Source organism: Kitasatospora sp. NPDC089913 (assembly GCF_044748625.1).
In the GTDB taxonomy this organism is placed as follows: Bacteria; Actinomycetota; Actinomycetes; order Streptomycetales; family Streptomycetaceae; genus Kitasatospora.
In genome coordinates this window covers 164,626-183,470 of record NZ_JBIVGI010000018.1, presented here as the reverse complement: position 1 = coordinate 183,470, position 18,845 = coordinate 164,626, and the positions used below count along the sequence as shown (strand labels likewise).

Annotated in this window: 12 protein-coding genes and 1 rRNA gene; 11 read left to right on the top strand and 2 right to left on the bottom strand. The window is 72.7% G+C overall.

Annotated elements, in window-relative coordinates:
- Both rrf and ACIPYS_RS26050 read left to right on the top strand, forming a co-directional pair.
- Window positions 1-88, top strand: a 5S ribosomal RNA gene (rrf, locus tag ACIPYS_RS26055); the annotation flags it as partial.
- 95 nt (window positions 89-183) lie between these two features.
- The gene (locus ACIPYS_RS26050) at window positions 184-1,020 is read left to right on the top strand and encodes a phosphatase PAP2 family protein (RefSeq protein ID WP_400750097.1); all 837 of its coding nucleotides are present in this window, start codon (window positions 184-186) and stop codon (window positions 1,018-1,020) included.
- A gap of 69 nt (window positions 1,021-1,089) precedes the next feature.
- On the opposite strand, the gene ACIPYS_RS26045 is transcribed toward ACIPYS_RS26050, so the two are convergent.
- A complete protein-coding gene (locus tag ACIPYS_RS26045; protein ID WP_079008255.1) occupies window positions 1,090-1,653 on the bottom strand; it encodes an acetate uptake transporter in 564 nt (187 codons plus the stop codon).
- 331 nt (window positions 1,654-1,984) lie between these two features.
- Window positions 1,985-4,543, bottom strand: coding sequence for a SpoIIE family protein phosphatase (locus ACIPYS_RS26040; RefSeq protein WP_400750093.1), 2,559 nt, complete (start codon window positions 4,541-4,543; stop codon window positions 1,985-1,987).
- Between the two features lie 415 nt (window positions 4,544-4,958).
- On the opposite strand from ACIPYS_RS26040, the gene ACIPYS_RS26035 reads away from it, so the two are divergent.
- The 9 genes from ACIPYS_RS26035 to ACIPYS_RS25995 all read left to right on the top strand — a co-directional run bounded on the left by ACIPYS_RS26035 (window position 4,959) and on the right by ACIPYS_RS25995 (window position 18,699).
- Complete coding sequence (locus ACIPYS_RS26035; RefSeq protein ID WP_400750090.1) at window positions 4,959-9,683, top strand: HAMP domain-containing protein; 4,725 nt, start codon at window positions 4,959-4,961, stop codon at window positions 9,681-9,683.
- A 347-nt stretch (window positions 9,684-10,030) separates the two neighbouring features.
- Window positions 10,031-10,666 carry a response regulator gene (locus ACIPYS_RS26030; protein ID WP_030396687.1) on the top strand — a complete coding sequence of 212 codons (636 nt, stop codon included), beginning with the start codon at window positions 10,031-10,033 and terminating at the stop codon, window positions 10,664-10,666.
- A 157-nt stretch (window positions 10,667-10,823) separates the two neighbouring features.
- Window positions 10,824-13,523 carry a DNA translocase FtsK gene (locus ACIPYS_RS26025; protein ID WP_400750085.1) on the top strand — a complete coding sequence of 900 codons (2,700 nt, stop codon included), beginning with the start codon at window positions 10,824-10,826 and terminating at the stop codon, window positions 13,521-13,523.
- 305 nt (window positions 13,524-13,828) lie between these two features.
- Window positions 13,829-14,701 (top strand): RodZ domain-containing protein, encoded by an 873-nt coding sequence (locus ACIPYS_RS26020; protein ID WP_093860307.1) that lies wholly within the window; start codon window positions 13,829-13,831, stop codon window positions 14,699-14,701.
- A gap of 96 nt (window positions 14,702-14,797) precedes the next feature.
- Complete coding sequence (gene rimO, locus ACIPYS_RS26015; protein ID WP_093860306.1) at window positions 14,798-16,270, top strand: 30S ribosomal protein S12 methylthiotransferase RimO; 1,473 nt, start codon at window positions 14,798-14,800, stop codon at window positions 16,268-16,270.
- Window positions 16,267-16,905 carry a CDP-diacylglycerol--glycerol-3-phosphate 3-phosphatidyltransferase gene (pgsA, locus tag ACIPYS_RS26010; RefSeq protein WP_093860305.1) on the top strand — a complete coding sequence of 213 codons (639 nt, stop codon included), beginning with the start codon at window positions 16,267-16,269 and terminating at the stop codon, window positions 16,903-16,905. The genes rimO and pgsA overlap by 4 nt, the downstream gene beginning before the upstream one ends.
- A 95-nt stretch (window positions 16,906-17,000) precedes the next feature.
- Window positions 17,001-17,570: a CinA family protein gene (locus ACIPYS_RS26005; protein ID WP_400750080.1), complete on the top strand. Its 570-nt coding sequence runs from the start codon at window positions 17,001-17,003 to the stop codon at window positions 17,568-17,570.
- A 384-nt stretch (window positions 17,571-17,954) separates the two neighbouring features.
- Window positions 17,955-18,323: a helix-turn-helix domain-containing protein gene (locus tag ACIPYS_RS26000; protein ID WP_045940221.1), complete on the top strand. Its 369-nt coding sequence runs from the start codon at window positions 17,955-17,957 to the stop codon at window positions 18,321-18,323.
- A gap of 127 nt (window positions 18,324-18,450) precedes the next feature.
- Window positions 18,451-18,699 carry a hypothetical protein gene (locus tag ACIPYS_RS25995; protein WP_093860303.1) on the top strand — a complete coding sequence of 83 codons (249 nt, stop codon included), beginning with the start codon at window positions 18,451-18,453 and terminating at the stop codon, window positions 18,697-18,699.
- Window positions 18,700-18,845: the final 146 nt, after the last annotated feature.

The window sequence follows — 18,845 nt, the reverse complement described above, 5'->3', positions numbered from 1 at the left end:
CGGTTACATTCCGAACCCGGAAGCTAAGCCTCACAGCGCCGATGGTACTGCAGGGGGGACCCTGTGGGAGAGTAGGACGCCGCCGAACAATCATTCCAAAAAGACCCCCTCCGGTTCAGGAGGGGGTCTTTTTGCGTTAACGTCTCCCCACCACGTCCGAGCTCGGTGGAGAGGCACGAACCGTTGCAGAACCTGACGCTTACCTGGCAGTCCGCCGGGGGTACCGCGGCCGTGCTCTACGGGGGCTCGTACGTGGCGGCCCGGGTGCGGCGGCCCGGTGTCTCGACGGTCCTGCGGGAGGCCGGCACCCTGCTCGCGCTGTTCGCGCTCTGGCAGCTGGTCGGGCGCCTCTCGCTGATGAGCACCGAACACGCCCTGGACCGGGCCCGCTGGATCCACGGAACCGAGCTGGCGGTCGGACTGCCCGACGAGGCCTCCTGGCAGGCCGCGGTGACGCCGTACCCGGTGCTGGTGAAGCTGGCGAACTACTACTACGCGTCCATGCACTTCACCGTGATGATCGCGGTGCTGGTCTGGGTCTTCCTCAGACACCGGGAGCGGTACGCCTGGGTGCGGACCACGGTGGTGATCACGACGGCGGTCTGCCTGGCCGTCCAGTTCATCCCGGTGGCGCCGCCCCGGATGCTGCCGGAGAAGGGGTTCGTCGACGTCGCGGCGGAGTACGGGCAGTCCGTCTACGGCGGTGGGGTCGGCGGGCTGGTGCAGGCCGCGCAGCTGTCGGCGATGCCGTCCGTCCATGTGGCGTGGTGCGTGCTGGTGGCGGTCGCGGTGGTGCGGGTCTCGCGGAGCCCGCTGCGGTGGTTGACGGTGCTGCACCCGGTGCTGACCGTCGCGGTCGTGGTGGTGACGGCCAACCACTTCTGGGCGGACGGCCTGGTCGCGGTGGCGATCCTGCTGCTGGCGTACGCGGCACAGAGCGGCTACGCGCGGTGGCGGGCGCGGGCCGCGGCGGACGTCCGGTCGGAAGCAGGACGGGACAGGGTGGGCGCCCGCGGCTGAGCGGACGCGCGGCATGCCAGTGGGCCGGGCCCCGTGGGGGGAGGGTCCGGCCCACCGGTGCACCCGCCGTTACTTGACCGGCAGGGCGTCACGGCCCCACGCGCTGTTGGTCAGCGACGCGGTGGCCCAGTACCAGGCCGCCAGCCCGGAGGCCGCGGCGATCCAGCCGGCCGCCTTGGCGAGGCCGCCGGAGGTGTTGAAGGTGGCGATCGCGGAGAGGAACAGCGAGACCGTCAGCAGGCCGTAGATCGCGCGGCTGAACAGTCCTGCGTTCCAACTGGCCGCGGTCAGGGTGAGTGCGAGCAGGGCCCACAGCAGCAGGAACAGGCCGGCCGCGTTCTTGCCGGCACCGGAGGCGGTGGACCAGGTGGCCCAGAAGGCACCGAGGCTGGTGAAAGCCGTCCCGGTGAAGCCTTCGCCGCCGCGGAGCTGCCAGAGTCCGGCGACGAACAGGGTGATGCCGCCGAGGATGTGGGCGAGATGGGCCGAGTTCGCCGCGGCTGTGCCGCTGAACAGGCCGGTCGAGAGAACGCCGTAGGCGAGGAGGGTCAGGCCGAGCGCGAGGTAACCGAGGTTACCCGCGTCGGCGCCGGTGGAGCGGGCGTTCAGTGCCCCGGTAGCTTCATTGCTCACCGGAGGCTCCTTTCACTCATGGGCGCGCGCGAGGGCGCAGTGAACGCGGGTGAGTTTCGATGAGGTGAAGGCGCGCGACCGCGCCGGGCGCGCACGGCTGGAGCGTGCGACGGCTGCGGTCAGAAAGCTGGGCCAGCGAGAGAGCCGCTGGTCACGTCCCCTCCGGGGGATTCCCCGGTGAGATCGGTGTACCCACGGTGAGCGGGCTTGTACCCTTGTGAATCGCACATTTTGTGTCGCCGGCCCGTCGCGGATCGTTCAGGCTGCGACAGCCGGGCGGACAGGGCCGGTCCGACGGTCCCGGTGCGACGGCCCCGGTGCGGGGTCGGGCTCAGCCGGTCCGCTGGGTGGGCACCCGCAGGGTGAGGATGGCCATGTCGTCGGACGGCGGCTCGGGGGCGAAGCGTTCGACCGCCCGCTGCACGCGCAGCGCGACCGCCCCGGCGGTGAGGCCGGTACAGCCGGTGAGCACCTCGGCGAGACCGTCGTCGCCCAGCATCCGCCGGCCCTCGCGGCGTTCGGTGACGCCGTCGGTGACGCAGAGCAGGACCTCGCCGGGGTGGAGCACCAGGTGCTCCGCGGTGAGGTCGAGCTCGTCCATGACGCCGAGCAGCGGCTGCGGGGTGGCGGCGCGGTCGACCCGGCCGTCGGTGCGCAGCCGCAGGGGCAGCGGATGGCCGGCGCAGACCATGGAGAGCTCGGTGCTGCCGTCGGGGCGGGGGGTCAGTTCGCCGTAGAGCAGGGTGAGGAAGCGGCTGCGCGAACCCTCGTCCAGGATGGCGGTGTTGAGCCTGCTGAGGACCTGTGGCGCGTCCAGGCCCTCGCGGGCGAGCAGCCGCAGCGAGTGCCGGGCGAGGCCGGTCACCGAGGCGGCCTCGGGACCGGTGCCGCAGACGTCGCCGATGGCGAAGCCGTAGGTGCCCTCGCGGATCGGGAAGAGGTCGTAGAAGTCGCCGCCGACCTCGTTGCCCTCGCCCGCGGCCTGGTAGTAGACGTCCACCTCGACGCCCGGGATGTCGGGCAGGTCCGGCGGCAGCAGGCTGCGCTGCAGGGCCTGGCTGGTGGCGGTGCGCTCGGAGTAGAGCCGGGAGTTGTCCAGGGCGAGGGCGGCCCGGCGGGAGAGGTCCTCGGCGAGTTCCAGGACCTCCTGACGGAACCGGACGCCGGCGGGGGTGCCGAGGGCGAGCAGGCCGATCACCCGGTTGCGGGCGGTCAGCGGCAGGACGACGGTCTCGCCGAGGAGGCCGCCGAGGCCGGGCTCGTCGGCGAAGCCGCTGCCGTCGGCGGTCTCGGTGGGGCCGGCCCAGAAGCGGGCGCCGTGGGTGGGGCCGGTGTCCGGGACGGTGGTCTTGTCGAGCAGGGCGCGCAGCGGGTCGATCCGGTCCTCGTCCTCGTGCAGGACGAAGGCCAGCGAGGCGGGGGCGCCGTGGTCGCCGTTGGTGTAGACGGCGCACCAGGAGGCGAGGGTGGGGACGGCCATCTGCGCCATCAGGGCCAGCGTCTGCTCGTGTTCGAGGGTGCCGGCCAGCAGGTCGGAGGCCTCGACCAGGAAGGACAGCGAGCCGCGGCGCAGCCGTTCGAGCTCGGTGAGGCGGGTGGACTCGACGGCGAGCGCGAGCCGGTCGGCGGCGGACTGCAGCCGCAGCGCGTCCTCGTTGTCGTAGCGGCCGGGGGCGGCGGTGGCGATGCCGAGCGAGCCGATCAGGCGGCCCTCGACCTTGAGCGGGACGGTGAGCAGGGAGCGCAGCGCGCTGTCGTCCAGGACGCTCGGGCCGGTGGGCCGGGTGGCGAGGTCCTCGTGGACGGAGGGCAGGCGGGGCGAGTCGTAGCGGTTGCCGGTGTCGACCGGGAAGCGGGTGTGCGGTCGGACCGCGGAGGGCAGGCCGGTGGTGGCGCGGAGCTCGAACTCGGTCTCGTCCTCGGTGGTGAGCAGCAGGTAGGCGGCGTCGGCGTCGAGCAGGTCGCGGGCGCGTTCGACGGTGTGCTGCAGCAGGGTGTCGAGGTCCTCGCCGCTGCCGAGTCCGGCCAGCAGGTCGAGCCGGGGCGCCGCTTCGGCGCGGTCGCCGGGCAGGGCCCGGGCGGGGGAGCGCAGGACGGCGCGCTCGTCGTCGAGGACCAGCAGGCAGAGCGTGGACGGGGTGCCGTCGGTGTCGCGCAGGCGGACCTGGACGCCGTAGACGTCGGTGGTGGTGCCGTCGGCGCGGCGCAGCGCGTAGCCGCCCTCCCAGCGGGCGAGCCGCAGGGTGGCGGCGAGGCCGAGACCGGCCTCGGCGGGCTGCGGCCAGACGGCGAGGTCGGCCCAGGGGCGGCCGAGCACGGTGTCGGCGGGGTGCTGGAAGAGCGCCTCGGCGTCGGGGTTCCAGGCGAGCACCCGGCCGTCGTCGTCGAGCTGGACGACGGCGACGTGCACCGGGCCGCTGCTGCGGGGCAGTTCGCCGCCGGGAGTGGCGGGCAGCGCGTAGCGGGTGCCGGCGGTGTGCGCGGGCAGCGCGAGCCGGAACCAGACGGTCTTGCGGCCGGAGCCGTACTCGACGCCCCAGCGTTCGGCGAGGGCGGCGCACATCAGCAGTCCGCGGCCGCCCTCGCCGTCGGCGTCGGCGTAGTGGTCGGAGGCGGTGGTCGGTACGTCGGCGAAGGTGGGCAGGCCGCGTTCGGGGTGGTGGTCGGTGACCTCGATCCGGACCGTGCCGTCCTCGCGCAGGCAGCAGACCTCGGCGGCGGTGCCGGCGTGCACGACGGCGTTGGTGACGAGTTCGCTGACCAGGACCACGGCGTCGTCGACGACCTCGGGCAGGCCCCAGCCCAGCAGCGCGTCCCGCACGAAGGCGCGGGCGGCGGAGGCCGACCGGCCCACGGGTTCGAAGGTGGCGGCTGCGCGCGCGGTGACCACGTTGCCACGTCTCCTCTGCTCTGGCCCTGACTGCCCGGGGGTGCGGCCTCGACTCCCGGTGCGTGCCGGCGGGTGGCGGCGACGCTGGGGCGGGTCGGTGGCCCGGTGCAGCGCTCCACCCTACTTTCCGCTTGGTTCCCCGTGGGGGCGGGGCGCCGAAACAGGCACCGGAGGGTGATTCTGCCCACCTGTTTGGGACCGGGCCGGTACCAACCGAGCGCAACCGGTCTTGTACCGGGCGCGAGTGCTGCCAGACTGGGGGGTCCGCGATGTCCGTTCGGAGCAGTACGGTCGTCGCGGGTTCCGGTGGACCCGAGGGGCCCGCCGGGACGTACACCGGGACGGTTCCCGGCGGCGGGCCCCGGCGGGGCGCGGCCGCGGGGGCCCGGACAGTTCACGATCTGGGAGGGGCCCGTTGAGTTCGGCCACCAAGGACGCAACCGGTACGACGCCGCCCGCTCAGCGTGGCGGGCGGTCCGGGGCCGCGCCGCGGAGCGCGGCCGGCCGACGTGCCAACCACAACCGCGGCGCCGAGCCGGCCGAGCTGCGCAAGCTGCTGGCCGCGCTGACGGCGATGCGGGACGGAAACTTCCGGCGCCGGCTGACGGTGCCCGGGGACGGACCGCTGGCGGAGATCGCCGCGGTGTTCAACGAGGTGGCGGAGCGCAACCAGCACCTGACGGGCGAGCTGGCCCGGGTGCGCCGCGCGGTGGGCCGCGAGGGCCGGCTGAACGAGCGGCTGGAGACCGGGGCCGGCGAGGGCGCCTGGATGGCGGCGGTCGACAACTGCAACGCCCTGATCGACGACCTGGCGCGGCCGATGGCCGAGGTGGGCCGGGTGCTGAGCTCGATCGCCGAGGGCGACCTGGACCAGAAGATGGAGCTGCGCTCGCTGCACAGCAACGGGGTGAGCCACCCGCTGCGCGGCGAGTACCTGAAGATCGGCCGCACCGTCAACGGGCTGGTGGACCAGCTGTCGGAGTTCACCGACGAGGTGACCCGGGTGGCCCGCGAGGTGGGCACCGAGGGCAAGCTGGGCGGCCAGGCGAAGGTGCGCAGCGTCTCCGGCAGCTGGAAGGACCTCGCGGACTCGGTCAACACCATGGCCGGGCGGCTGACCGCGCAGGTGCGCAACATCGCGCAGGTGACCACCGCGGTGGCCAAGGGCGACCTCTCCCGCAAGGTGACGGTCGAGGTGGCCGGCGAGATGCTGGAGCTGAAGAACACCGTCAACACGATGGTGGACCAGCTGAACGGCTTCGCGGCCCAGGTGACCAGGGTGGCCCGGGACGTGGGTACCGAGGGCCGGCTGGGCGGCCAGGCGCAGGTGCCGGGTGTCGCCGGGGTCTGGCGGGACCTCACCGATTCGGTGAACTTCATGGCGGACAACCTGACGGGTCAGGTCCGCAGCATCGCCCAGGTGACCACGGCGGTGGCGCGCGGCGACCTGTCGCAGAAGATCGAGGTGGACGCCCGCGGGGAGATCCTGGAGCTGAAGAACACCATCAACACGATGGTGGACCAGCTGTCGGGCTTCGCCGAGCAGGTGACCCGGGTGGCCCGCCAGGTGGGTACCGAGGGGCGGCTCGGCGGTCAGGCGCAGGTGCCGTGGGCGGCCGGGGTCTGGCGGGACCTCACCGACAACGTCAACTTCATGGCGAACAACCTCACCGACCAGGTGCGGAACATCGCCCAGGTGACCACGGCCGTCGCCCGGGGCGACCTGTCGCAGAAGATCCAGGTGGACGCCCGCGGGGAGATCCTGGAGCTGAAGAACACCATCAACACGATGGTGGACCAGCTGTCCGCCTTCGCGGACGAGGTGACCAGGGTGGCCCGGGACGTCGGCACCGAGGGGATCCTCGGCGGTCAGGCGAGTGTGCCGGGGGTGTCCGGTACCTGGAAGGACCTCACCAACAGCGTCAACCTGATGGCCAACAACCTGACCAGCCAGGTCCGCAACATCGCCGAGGTGACCACCGCGGTGGCCCGCGGGGACGTCTCGAAGAAGATCACCGTCGACGCCCGGGGCGAGATCCTGGAGCTGGTCACCACCGTGAACACCATGGTGGACCAGTTGTCGGCGTTCGCCGACGAGGTGACCCGGGTGGCGCGCGAGGTGGGCACCGAGGGCAACCTCGGCGGTCAGGCCAGGGTGCGCGGGGTGTCGGGCATCTGGAAGGACCTGACCGACAACGTCAACTTCATGGCCTCGAACCTCACCAGCCAGGTGCGGAACATCGCCGAGGTGGCGACGGCGGTGGCCTCCGGGGACCTCTCCAAGAAGATCACCATCGAGGCGCAGGGCGAGGTCGCGGCGCTGGCCGGGACGCTCAACACGATGGTCGACCAGTTGTCCGCCTTCGCGGTGGAGGTCACCCGGGTGGCCCGCGAGGTGGGCACCGACGGCATCCTGGGCGGCCAGGCGGGGGTGCCGGGCGTGGCCGGCATCTGGAAGGACCTGACCGACAACGTCAACCTGATGGCGAACAACCTGACCGGTCAGGTGCGGAACATCGCGCTGGTGATCACCGCGGTGGCCAAGGGCGACCTGTCGCAGAAGATCGACGTCGACGCGCGCGGCGAGATCCTGGAGCTCAAGACCAGCATCAACACCATGGTGGACCAGCTGTCGGCGTTCGCCGACGAGGTCACCCGGGTGGCCCGCGAGGTGGGTACCGACGGGCGGCTCGGTGGCCAGGCCAGGGTCCCTGGGGTGGACGGCACCTGGCAGGACCTCACCGAGTCCGTCAACGAGCTGGCGAACAACCTCACCCGGCAGGTGCGCGCGATCGCGCAGGTCGCCACCGCGGTGACCCGGGGCGACCTGTCGCTGCGGATCGACGTGGACGCCGCCGGCGAGCTCGACGAGCTCAAGGACAACATCAACCAGATGATCGCCAACCTGCGCGAGACCACTCGCACCAACCAGGAGCAGGACTGGCTGAAGACCAATCTGGCCCGGATCTCCGGTCTGCTCCAGGGCCGGCGCGATCTGGAGGCGGTGGCCTCGCTGATCATGACCGAGCTCACCCCGGTGGTCTCGGCCCAGCACGGCGCCTTCTTCCTCGCCCAGCCGGCCGGCCGCACCGCCGAGCTGATCACCGAGGACGACGACGAGAACGACACCGTGCTGCGGCTGATCGGCAGCTACGGCTACCAGCGCCGGGCGATGCCGACCACCTTCCACCCCGGTGAGTCGCTGATCGGCCAGGCCGCGGTGGAGAAGCGGGCGATCATCCTCAAGGAGGCGCCGCCCGGGTACCTGAAGATCGCCTCCGGTCTGGGCGAGGCCTCGCCGGCCCACATCGTGGTGCTGCCGGTGCTGTTCGAGGGCCGGCTGCTGGGGGTGATCGAGCTGGCCACCTTCAGCTCCTTCACCACCGTCGCGCTGGACTTCCTGAACCAGATCGCCGACCTCATCGGCGTCACCGTCAACACCATCAGCGTCAACACCAAGACCGAGGGCCTGCTGCTGGAGTCCCAGCGGCTGACCGCGGAACTCTCGATGCGTTCGGCGGAGTTGGAGGCGCGCCAGGAGGAACTGGAGCGCACCAACGAGGAGTTGCAGGAGAAGGCCGAGCAACTCGCGCAGCAGAACCGCGACATCGAGATCAAGAACAGCGAGATCGAGGAGGCGCGGCAGGTCCTGGAGGAGCGCGCCGAACAGCTCGCGCTGGCCTCCCGGTACAAGAGCGAGTTCCTCGCCAACATGTCGCACGAGCTGCGCACCCCGCTGAACTCGCTGCTGATCCTGGCCAAGCTGCTATCCGACAACAACGAGGGCAACCTCTCGCCCAAGCAGGTCGAGTTCGCCGACACCATCCACGGCGCCGGGTCCGACCTGCTCCAGCTGATCAACGACATCCTCGACCTGTCCAAGGTGGAGGCGGGCAAGATGGACGTCCGGCCGGCCCGGATCGCCCTGGTCCAGCTGGTCGACTACGTCGAGGCGACCTTCCAGCCGGTGGCGCTGGACAAGAACCTGGAGTTCGAGGTGCGGGTCTCGCCGGCCCTGCCGGTCACCCTGCACACCGACGAGCAGCGGCTCCAGCAGGTGCTGCGCAACCTCATCTCCAACGCGGTGAAGTTCACCGACACCGGGGCCGTGGACTTCTCGATCAGCCCGGCGGGCGGGGGCGTGCCGCAGCACGTGCGCGAGCAGCTGCTCGAGGCGGGCGCGATCGAGGGCCCGGACGACCCGCTGATCGCCTTCACCGTGTCGGACACCGGGATCGGCATCCCGGGCGACAAGCTGCGGGAGATCTTCGAGCCGTTCCGGCAGGCCGACGGCACCACCAGCCGCAAGTACGGCGGCACCGGCCTCGGGCTGTCGATCAGCCGGGAGATCGCCCGGCTGCTCGGCGGCGAGATCCACGCCGAGAGCGAACTGGGCAAGGGCTCGACCTTCACCCTCTACCTGCCGCTGCGCACCGAGGCCCCGGGCGCCGGAGGCCAGGGGCCGGGCCTGCCCGCGCTGCGCGCCTCGGTCGGGGTGACCCCGGTCGGGACGCCGGTGCCGGTGGGGGAGAACCCGGCCGAGCACTGGGCCCAGGAGGTGCGCGAGCTGGTCGAGGTCCGCCGCCGGGGCGCGGTCGAGCGCCGCCGCGGCGCGGCCCCGGAGGTGCCGTCCGCCGGGGGCCGGTCCGCCCCGGCCCGGCCCGGCGGCCTCCGGCCGGCCGAGGGGCGTCCGGCCGAGGGTCGCGCCGCGGAGACCTCCCAGGCGGTCCGGCCCGCCGGGCGCGGCGACATCCGGTTCGACGGCGAGCAGGTGCTGATCGTCGACGACGACGTGCGCAACGTGTTCGCCCTCACCAGCGTGCTGGAGCAGCACGGCCTGACCGTGCTGTACGCGGAGAACGGCCGTGAGGGCATCGAGATGCTGGAGCAGCACGAGAACGTGGCGCTGGTCCTGATGGACATCATGATGCCGGAGATGGACGGCTACGCGACCACCGAGGCGATCCGGCGGATGCCCCAGTTCGCCGGTCTGCCGATCATCGCGCTGACCGCCAAGGCGATGAAGGGCGACAAGGAGAAGTCCCTGGCGGCCGGCGCCACCGACCACATCACCAAGCCGGTGGAGACCGACCACCTGCTGTCGGTGATGCACGAGTGGCTCACCCTCCGGAAGTCCTGACCGCCGGGTGTCCGGGGCCCACCGCGCCCCGGCGGCGGCCGAGTTCGGCCCGTTCGAATGGCGGGGGCGTGAATCCCGGAGTACGCTCCGGGGTTCACGCCGGTGGGTGGGCGGTTTGCTGGCGGGGAGGGTCGGGAACCGGGTAGGGTCACCGATCGTTGCGAACAGTGACCGAGTGACGACTCGCTGGTGAGCGTACGCCGGTGCACTGGCTGCGCACCGCTCCGGATCCGGACGCGACGGAGCGATGTGCCGGGCGAGGGGGTGCGGCTAGCATGACCGGGGTAGTGGTGGGCAGTACGCGGGTGCCTTCCCCAGGTAGGCAGGCGACAGGAGGGCGCGTCGTAATGCAGAAGGCGAAGATCCTCCTGGTCGACGACCGGCCGGAGAACCTCCTGGCACTGGAGGCGATCCTCTCGGCGCTGGACCAGACGCTGGTACGGGCCGCCTCCGGCGAGGAGGCGCTCAAGGCGCTGCTCACCGACGATTTCGCGGTGATCCTGCTGGACGTCCAGATGCCGGGCATGGACGGTTTCGAGACCGCCGCCCACATCAAGCGCCGCGAGCGCACCCGGGACATCCCGATCATCTTCCTGACCGCGATCAACCACGGGCCGCACCACACCTTCCGCGGTTACGCGGCCGGCGCGGTCGACTACATCTCGAAGCCCTTCGACCCCTGGGTGCTGCGCGCCAAGGTCTCGGTCTTCGTCGATCTCTACATGAAGAACTGCCAGCTGAAGGAGCAGGCCGCGCTGCTGCGGCTGCAGCTGGAGGCGACCGGCGCCGAGCCCGCCATCGGCGGAGCGCTGCTCGGCGAGCTGTCGGCCCGGCTGGCCGCCGTCGAGGAGCAGGCCGAGTCGCTGACCAAGCAGCTGGACGGCACCGAGGACGGCGGAGTGGCGGCCACCGCGGCGCACCTGGAGCGCAAGCTGACCGGGCTGCGGCGGGCGCTGGACGCGCTGCGCCCCGGTACCGACTGAGGCCCGCCGGGCCCAGGCCCGGAGGCGGCCGACCGGCCCGTCGGCGCTCGCCCGTCCGGGTGAACACGACCGGCGTGACGGTGTGTCGGCGACACGTCCGGGCACCCCGGACGGACGACATGGGCACAGCTCGCCTGCCCCGGTAGGCTGCTGACCCATGGCCACACGCACGCCCGGAAGCGCGGCACGCAACCCGAGTCCGGGACCGTCCAAGAAGGCCGCGGCGAAGGCTCCGGCCAAGCCGCCCGCGAAGAAGGCGGCCGCCAAGAAGGCGGCCCCGGCGAAGAAGGCGGCGGCCAAGCAGGCCCCGCCGCCGCCCCCGCCCCGGCCGATACTCTTCCGGGCCGTGCGCGCCGTCTGGCTCGGCGCGGCGCACGGCGTCGGCGCGGTCTTCCGCGGCTTCGGCGACGGCGCGAAGAACCTCGACCCGGCGCACCGCAAGGACGGCATCGGCCTGCTGCTGTTCGCGCTGGCCCTGGTGACCGCCGCCGGTACCTGGTTCAGCCCGCAGGGCTGGCTGGGCGAGGCGGCCACCAATGTGGTCTCCGGCCTGTTCGGCCGGCTCGACGTGCTGGTTCCCTTCCTGCTGGCCGCGGTGGCGGTCCGGCTGCTGCGCCACCCCGAGCTGCCGGAGGCCAACGGGCGGATCATGATCGGCCTGAGCACCCTGCTGGTCGGGGTGCTCGGCCTGGTCCACATCGGCTGCGGCGCGCCCGTGATGGGCAGTGGCGCGACCCGGATAAGGACCGCCGGCGGGATCATCGGCTGGGCCGCGTCCACCCCGATGATGGCCGCCGCCGGGCCGGCCCTCGCGGTGCCCCTGCTCCTGCTGCTCGCCTTCTTCGGACTGCTGGTCACCACCGCCACCCCGGTGAACCGGATCCCGGAGCGGATCCGCGCGGCCGGCGTCCGGCTCGGCGTGGTCGAGGCCGCCGCGCAGGACACCGGGACGGAGGGGCGCACGCCGGAGCGCGAGCTCTCGCACGAGCCGCCGGAGGACGCCGACCCCTCGGCCCTGCCCTTCACCGTGGACACCGACGGTGACGATCCGACGGACGAGGTGGCCGCCCGCCGGCGCCGCCGCAGGCGCAGGCCGGATCCGGCCGAGGCGCCCGCCGACGAGCCGGACATGTTCTCCAAGGAGGCCCTGGACCCGTACGCCACCCGGGACATCGCCGCCGGCGCCGCCGCCGACCTGGACGGCGCACTGGTCTACGGGGTGCCCGCCTCCTCGGCGGTGGCGGACATGATGCACCAGGTGCAGGACCGCACCGCACCGCCGGAGGAGCCCGCCGTCCCGGCCGCCAGGACCGGCGGTGCCGGCCCCGGCGCCCCCGAGGAGCACGGCCCGGCACCCGTCCGGATGGAGCAGCTCAGGCTCGACGAGGGCGAGGGCCCCGGCTACGCGCTGCCCCCGCTCGACCTGCTGGAGCGCGGCGGTCCGGCCAAGGCCCGCAGCGCCCTCAACGACGAGGTGGTGGCCCAGCTCGCCGGGACCTTCGGCGAGTTCAAGGTGGACGCCAGGGTGACCGGCTTCACCCGCGGCCCGACGGTCACCCGCTACGAGGTCGAGCTCGGCCCGGCCGTCAAGGTCGAGCGGATCACCGCGCTGGCCAAGAACATCGCCTACGCGGTGGCCAGCCCGGACGTGCGGATCATCAGCCCGATCCCGGGCAAGTCCGCGGTCGGCATCGAGATCCCCAACCGGGACCGGGAGATGGTCAACCTCGGCGACCTGCTGCGCTCGCGCACCGCCGCCGAGGACGCCCACCCGATGGTCGTCGGCATGGGCAAGGACGTCGAGGGCCACACCGTGATGGCCAACCTCGCCAAGATGCCGCACATCCTGGTGGCCGGTGCGACCGGCGCGGGCAAGTCGTCCTGCATCAACTGCCTGATCACCTCGATCCTCGCCCGGGCCACTCCGGACGAGGTGCGGATGGTGCTGGTCGACCCCAAGCGGGTCGAGCTGACCGCCTACGAGGGCATCCCGCACCTCGTCACGCCGATCATCACCAACCCGAAGAAGGCCGCCGAGGCCCTCCAGTGGGTGGTCCGCGAGATGGACCTGCGCTACGACGACCTCGCCGCGTTCGGTTTCCGCCACGTGGACGACTTCAACGCGGCGGTCCGGGCCGGCACCGTCACGCCGCCGCTCGGCAGCGAGCGCGAGCTGACCCCGTACCCGTACCTGCTGGTGATCGTCGACGAGCTGGCGGACCTGATGATGGTCGCGCCGCGCGACGTCGAGGACTCGGTGGTCCGGATCACCCAGCTCGCCCGCGCGGCCGGCATCCACCTGGTGCTGGCCACCCAGCGTCCCTCGGTGGACGTGGTCACCGGTCTGATCAAGGCCAATGTGCCGTCCCGGCTGGCCTTCGCCACCTCGGCGATGGCCGACTCCCGGGTCATCCTGGACCAGCCCGGCGCGGAGAAGCTGATCGGCAAGGGCGACGCGCTGTTCCTCCCGATGGGGGCGAGCAAGCCGATCCGGATGCAGGGCGCGTTCGTCACCGAGGCCGAGATCGCCGCGGTGGTGAAGCACTGCAAGGAGCAGTCCGCGGTCGCCTACCGCGCGGACGTGACGGTCGGCGGCGGCCCGAAGAAGGAGATCGACGAGGAGATCGGCGACGACCTGGAGCTGCTGATCCAGGCGGCCGAGCTGGTCGTCTCCACCCAGTTCGGCTCCACCTCGATGCTGCAGCGCAAGCTGCGGGTCGGCTTCGCGAAGGCGGGCCGGCTGATGGACCTGATGGAGTCGCGCGGCATCGTCGGGCCCAGCGAGGGCTCCAAGGCCCGCGACGTGCTGGTGCAGCCGGACGAGCTGGACGGGGTGATCGTCGCCATCCGCGGCTGAGGCGCCGCGGCGGCCGGAGGGCGTCGCGCCGGGGCCCGGAGGAGTGTTCACCCGTTCGGACCGGGGTAGGCGGCGGGTGCGGAACCGATCGGGTGCGGACGGCGTCCCACGGGCAACGGACGATGCGCCGCCCCGGTGCGCGGGCCCCGGGGACGGCGGCCCGCGCACCGACGGACAGTCAGTGCACGCCCGGCCCCCGGCCGGGGCGGGCGGACGCATTCGGGCCTGTTCCGCTTGAGAAACGATCCGCTCGCGCCCCTAGACTGTTCCCCAGCAGGTGGCCAACCGCTCGAAAGGCGTGCACCGTGACCATCGGCAAGTCCCCCGACCGCGAGAACGCCCCGTCGTCCGCGCTGCCCTCCGGCACCGCGGAACAGGCGGCCGATGCGCCGAGCATCGGCCGGGTGCTGTCCGCCGCCCGGATCGACGCCGGGCTCACGGTGGATCAGGTGAGCAGTGCCACCCGCGTGCGGGTGCCGATCGTGCACGCCATCGAGGAGGACGACTTCGGTCGCTGTGGTGGTGACTTCTACGCCCGCGGCCACATCCGCGCGATCGCCCAGCTGGTCCGCGTCGACGGCGAGGCCCTGGTGGCCCGCTACGACGCCGCGCACGGCGGCTCCCCGGCCTCCAAGCGGCCCACCGAGCTGATCGAGAGCGGTCCGATCAAGGTCCCCGGCCGTGGCCGCCCGAACTGGACGGCGGCCATGGTCGCCGCCATCGTCGCGGTCGTCGGGGTGATCGGCTTCAACCTGGTGAGCGGCAAGTCCGGCGTCGGCACCACCGGCTCCGCCAGCGCCCCGCTGCCCTCGGGCTCCGGCACCGGTTCGGTCGCCCCGGTGGCCCCGGCGCCCACCCCGACGGTCCAGCCGCCCGCGCCGGCGCCCAGCGCCGCCGCGATCGCCGCCGTCCCGGCCGACAAGGTCACCGTGAAGCTGGTCGCCGAGAAGGACACCAGCTGGGTCTCGGCGGTGGACGGCACCGGGAAGTCGCTGTTCCAGAACAACATCGCCGAAGGTCAGGACCAGACCTTCACCGACCCCAAGCAGATCAAGCTGGTGATCGGCAACGCCGGCGCCGTGCACGTGTACGTCAACGGCAAGGACCTCGGTCCGGCGGGCAAGAACGGCCAGGTGGTGCACGTCACGTACACCCCCGGCGACCCGCAGGCGGGCTGATGACGAGGGGCGTCCGACCGGTCGGGAACCCGGCCGGAGCCAACGCGTGGCCTCCGGGGCGAACGGCTTCGGCGGCCGCGCGTTAATCTTGGCCCTATGCCTGATCGCCGTACTGTCGCCCTTGTCACGCTCGGATGCGCCCGCAACGAGGTGGACTCCGAGGAACTCGCCGGGCGACTGGAGGCCGACGGCTGGTTGCTCGTGGACGACGCAGCCGAAGCCGACGTCGCCGTCGTCAACACCTGTGGCTTCGTCGAGGCCGCCAAGAAGGACTCCGTCGACGCCCTCCTGGAGGCCAACGACCTCAAGGGTCACGGCCGCACCCAGGCGGTCGTCGCGGTCGGCTGCATGGCCGAGCGCTACGGCAAGGAGCTGGCCGACGCGCTGCCCGAGGCCGACGGTGTGCTCGGCTTCGACGACTACTCGGACATCTCCGACCGTCTGCAGACCATCCTGTCCGGCGGCCACCACGCCCCGCACCTGCCGCGCGACCGCCGCAAGCTGCTCCCGCTGAGCCCCGTCGAGCGCCAGGCCGCCGCCACCGAGGTGGCCCTGCCCGGTCACGGTGCCCCCGAGGACCTGCCGGAGGGCCTCGCGCCCGCCTCCGGGCCGCGCACCCTGCGCAAGCGCCTGGACGACAACCCGGTCGCCTCCGTCAAGCTCGCCTCCGGCTGCGACCGGCGCTGCTCGTTCTGCGCCATCCCGGCCTTCCGGGGCTCGTTCATCTCCCGCCGCCCCTCGGACGTGCTGCACGAGGCCCAGTGGCTCGCCGGGGAGGGCGTCCGCGAGGTCGTCCTGGTCAGCGAGAACAACACCTCGTACGGCAAGGACCTCGGCGACATCCGACTGCTGGAGACGCTGCTCGGCGAGGTCGCCTCGGTCGAGGGGGTGGAGCGGGTCCGGGTGTCCTACCTCCAGCCGGCCGAGATGCGCCCCGGGCTGATCGACGCCATGACCGGCACCGCGGACGTGGTGCCCTACTTCGACCTGTCGTTCCAGCACTCCGCGCCGGCCGTGCTGCGGCGGATGCGGCGCTTCGGCTCCACCGACCAGTTCCTCGAGCTGCTCGGCTCCATCCGCGGCAAGGCCCCGCAGGCCGGTGCCCGCTCCAACTTCATCGTCGGCTTCCCCGGCGAGACCGAGGCGGACTTCGCCGAGCTGGAGCGCTTCGTGACCCACGCCGGGCTGGATGCGATCGGCGTCTTCGGCTACTCCGACGAGGAGGGCACCGAGGCGGCCGGCTACGACGGCAAGCTGCCGGAGGACGTGGTCGCCGACCGGCTCAACCGGCTCACCCGGCTCGCCGAGGAGATGACCGCCCAGCGCGCCGAGCAGCGGATCGGCACCGAGGTCGAGGTGCTGGTCGAGTCGGTCGACGGGGACGTGGTCGAGGGCCGTGCCGCCCACCAGGCCCCCGAGACGGACGGTCTCACCACCCTGCTCGGGGTCGAGGACGCCGAGGTCGGGCAGTTCTACCGGGCCCGGGTGGTCGCCAGCGAGGGCGTCGACCTGGTCGCCGAGGCGCTGGAGCAGGTGCGGGTCCGCCGGGCGCCCGGAGCCGGGGAATGACCCAGGGGCCAGGCGCCCCGGCCGCGGCCCACCCGGGCAGACCGGCGGCCGTGGCGCCGCCGGCGCCGGGGATCTGGAACATCGCGAACATGCTGACCATGGTCCGGCTGCTGCTGGTCCCGGTCTTCGTCGCCCTGCTGTTCGCCGACGGCGGGCACGACCCCAAGTGGCGCTCGGTGGCCTGGGCCTCCTTCGCGGTCGCGATGATCACCGATCTCTTCGACGGCGAGCTGGCCCGGCGCAAGGGCCTGGTCACCGACTTCGGCAAGATCGCCGATCCGATCGCGGACAAGACGATCATGGGCGCGGCGCTGATCGGGCTCTCGGTGCTGGGGGACCTTCCCTGGTGGATCACCGTGGTGATCCTGGCCCGCGAGCTCGGCATCACGCTGATGCGGTTCTGGGTGATCCGCTTCGGCGTGATCCCCGCCAGCCGGGGCGGCAAGATCAAGACGCTCACCCAGGGCATCGCGGTCGGCATGTACGTGCTGGAGCTGGACGGCTGGCTGGCCACCGCCAGGGCACTGCTGATGGGGGTCGCGGTCCTGCTGACCGTCGGCACCGCGCTGGACTACGTGGGGCAGGCACTGCGGCTCCGCCGGGAGGGTCTGGCCGCGCGGCGCACGACCGGGTGAAACCCGGGGCGAAGCGGCCCCCCGACGGCCCCCCGGGCCCACAATGACGGGTACTCCGGGGTGGGCCCGGGGGAACGCGAGGGAGGGACGTCGGGATGAGCGGCGGAGCCGGTGCGGTCGATTCCGGTGCGGTGGGTGACAGGCCGGTCGTTGACGGGCCGGTCGACTTCGGGCCGGTCGATTTCGGACTGGCCGAGCGGGTGCACGCCGGGCTGCGGGCGGAGGGCGGCACGGTGGCCGTCGCGGAGTCGCTGACCGGCGGACTGCTGGCGGCCGCGCTGGTGGACGTCCCGGGGGCCTCCGCGACCTTCCGGGGCTCGGTGACCGCGTACGCGACCGAGCTGAAGGCCACGGTGCTCGGGGTCGACGAGGGACTGCTGGCGGTCCACGGCCCGGTCCACCCGGTGGTGGCCCGGCAGATGGCCGAAGGCGTGCGGAAGCTGCTCGGCGCCACCTACGGGATCGCGACCACCGGAGTGGCCGGCCCTGACCCCCAGGACGGGCAGCCGGTCGGCACGGTACACCTCGCGGTGGCCGGCCCGGGGGGAAGTCTGGTCAGTTCGCCACGGTTGTCGGGGGAGCGTGCCACAATCCGTCACAGGGCGGTGACCGCCGCTCTGGAGCTGCTCGCCGGGCGGCTCCTGTCCGGTACGCCCACGCACTGAGCATCGTCCGCACCGTCGTCACCGTGCCTCCGACCGTCCACGCACCATCCCCGGCCCGGCCCTCGCCGCCGGCCGCTCGCAGGATCTCCACCGAACCGGGATCCGGCGAACTGGCGTGCGGGCATCGGACAACTGCAGGATCGTGTTACATCGGAGGCCCTGGTTGGGCAGAAACCAGGTGGCGAACGAGTGGCGCGGCGGTGACCCGGTGCCGCCCGGAGGGTACGACGGGGTGCCCATCGGCCCGGGCGCGACACCGAAACAGGGGAGGGGACAGCCTTGCAGCCCAGAGTGAACACGACCATGGTCCCCGCACGCGAAGCGGGCAAGGCGGTACGGTGGGGGCGTGACATCTCGATCCGCAGTCCGAGGAGGGAGGCACCGATGATCCTGCTCCGTCGCCTACTGGGCGATGTACTGCGTCGGCAGCGCCAGCGCCAGGGCCGCACACTCCGCGAGGTGTCGGCGGCCGCCAGGGTTTCGCTCGGATACCTCTCCGAGGTCGAGCGGGGACAGAAGGAGGCCTCCTCGGAGCTGCTCTCCGCCATCTGCGACGCACTCGACGTCCGGATGTCCGAGGTCATGCGCGAGGTCAGCGACGAACTGTCGCTCGCCGAACTTGCGGCGATGGCCACCCTCTCCGAAGGTGAACTGCTGAGGCCGGTGCTCGAACCGGTGCCGCTGCCGGCCCCCGGTGCCGACCGGGCGAACATGTCGCCCAAGGCCGCCGCGATGGACGTGGTCGCCGCCTGACCCGGCCTCGGAGCGGGCCGTCTGCGGCCCGGGTCGAGCGAAGGAGGCGGTCGTGCGGAATGCGGCGGCGATGCGTGCCGGAGCCCGAATACGGCTCCGGTGGGCGCGGTCACGGCGGCTCCCGGCGGTGCTGGCCCTCCTGACGGTCCTGGCCGTCGGGTCCGGCTGGTGGCTGTCGGCGGGCGTCGGGCGGCTGCCCGACGGGGCGATGCTGGGGCTGCTGGCGGCCGGAGGCTGGGGCCTCGGGCTGATCCCGGTCCACGCCGACCGGTGGTCCACCGGCCCCTCGCGGCGCCGGACGGCTGAGCCGGTCGGACCAGCGGAGGCCGAGTCTCCGATCGGGTGGGACCGGACGAGGTCGGGCCCGGCCGGGTGAGACCCGGCGAGATCCGGTGAGACCCGGTGAACAGAGCGCGGACGAGGGCCGCGGGACGTCGACGTCCCGCGGCCCTCGTTCTGTGTCCGCAGAGGCCCGGTGGACCGGCGCGCGGCGGGCCGCTGCTCCCGCGGCGGGTGCTTTTC

Bases quoted from the DNA above. Each gene is read 5' to 3' on its own strand.
- ACIPYS_RS26025 (WP_400750085.1), top strand. From the start codon at position 10,824: ATGGCCACACGCACGCCCGGAAGCGCGGCACGCAACCCGAGTCCGGGA.
- pgsA (WP_093860305.1), top strand. From the start codon at position 16,267: ATGACCCAGGGGCCAGGCGCCCCGGCCGCGGCCCACCCGGGCAGACCG.
- ACIPYS_RS26000 (WP_045940221.1), top strand. From the start codon at position 17,955: ATGATCCTGCTCCGTCGCCTACTGGGCGATGTACTGCGTCGGCAGCGC.
- rimO (WP_093860306.1), top strand. From the start codon at position 14,798: ATGCCTGATCGCCGTACTGTCGCCCTTGTCACGCTCGGATGCGCCCGC.
- ACIPYS_RS26005 (WP_400750080.1), top strand. From the start codon at position 17,001: ATGAGCGGCGGAGCCGGTGCGGTCGATTCCGGTGCGGTGGGTGACAGG.
- ACIPYS_RS26030 (WP_030396687.1), top strand. From the start codon at position 10,031: ATGCAGAAGGCGAAGATCCTCCTGGTCGACGACCGGCCGGAGAACCTC.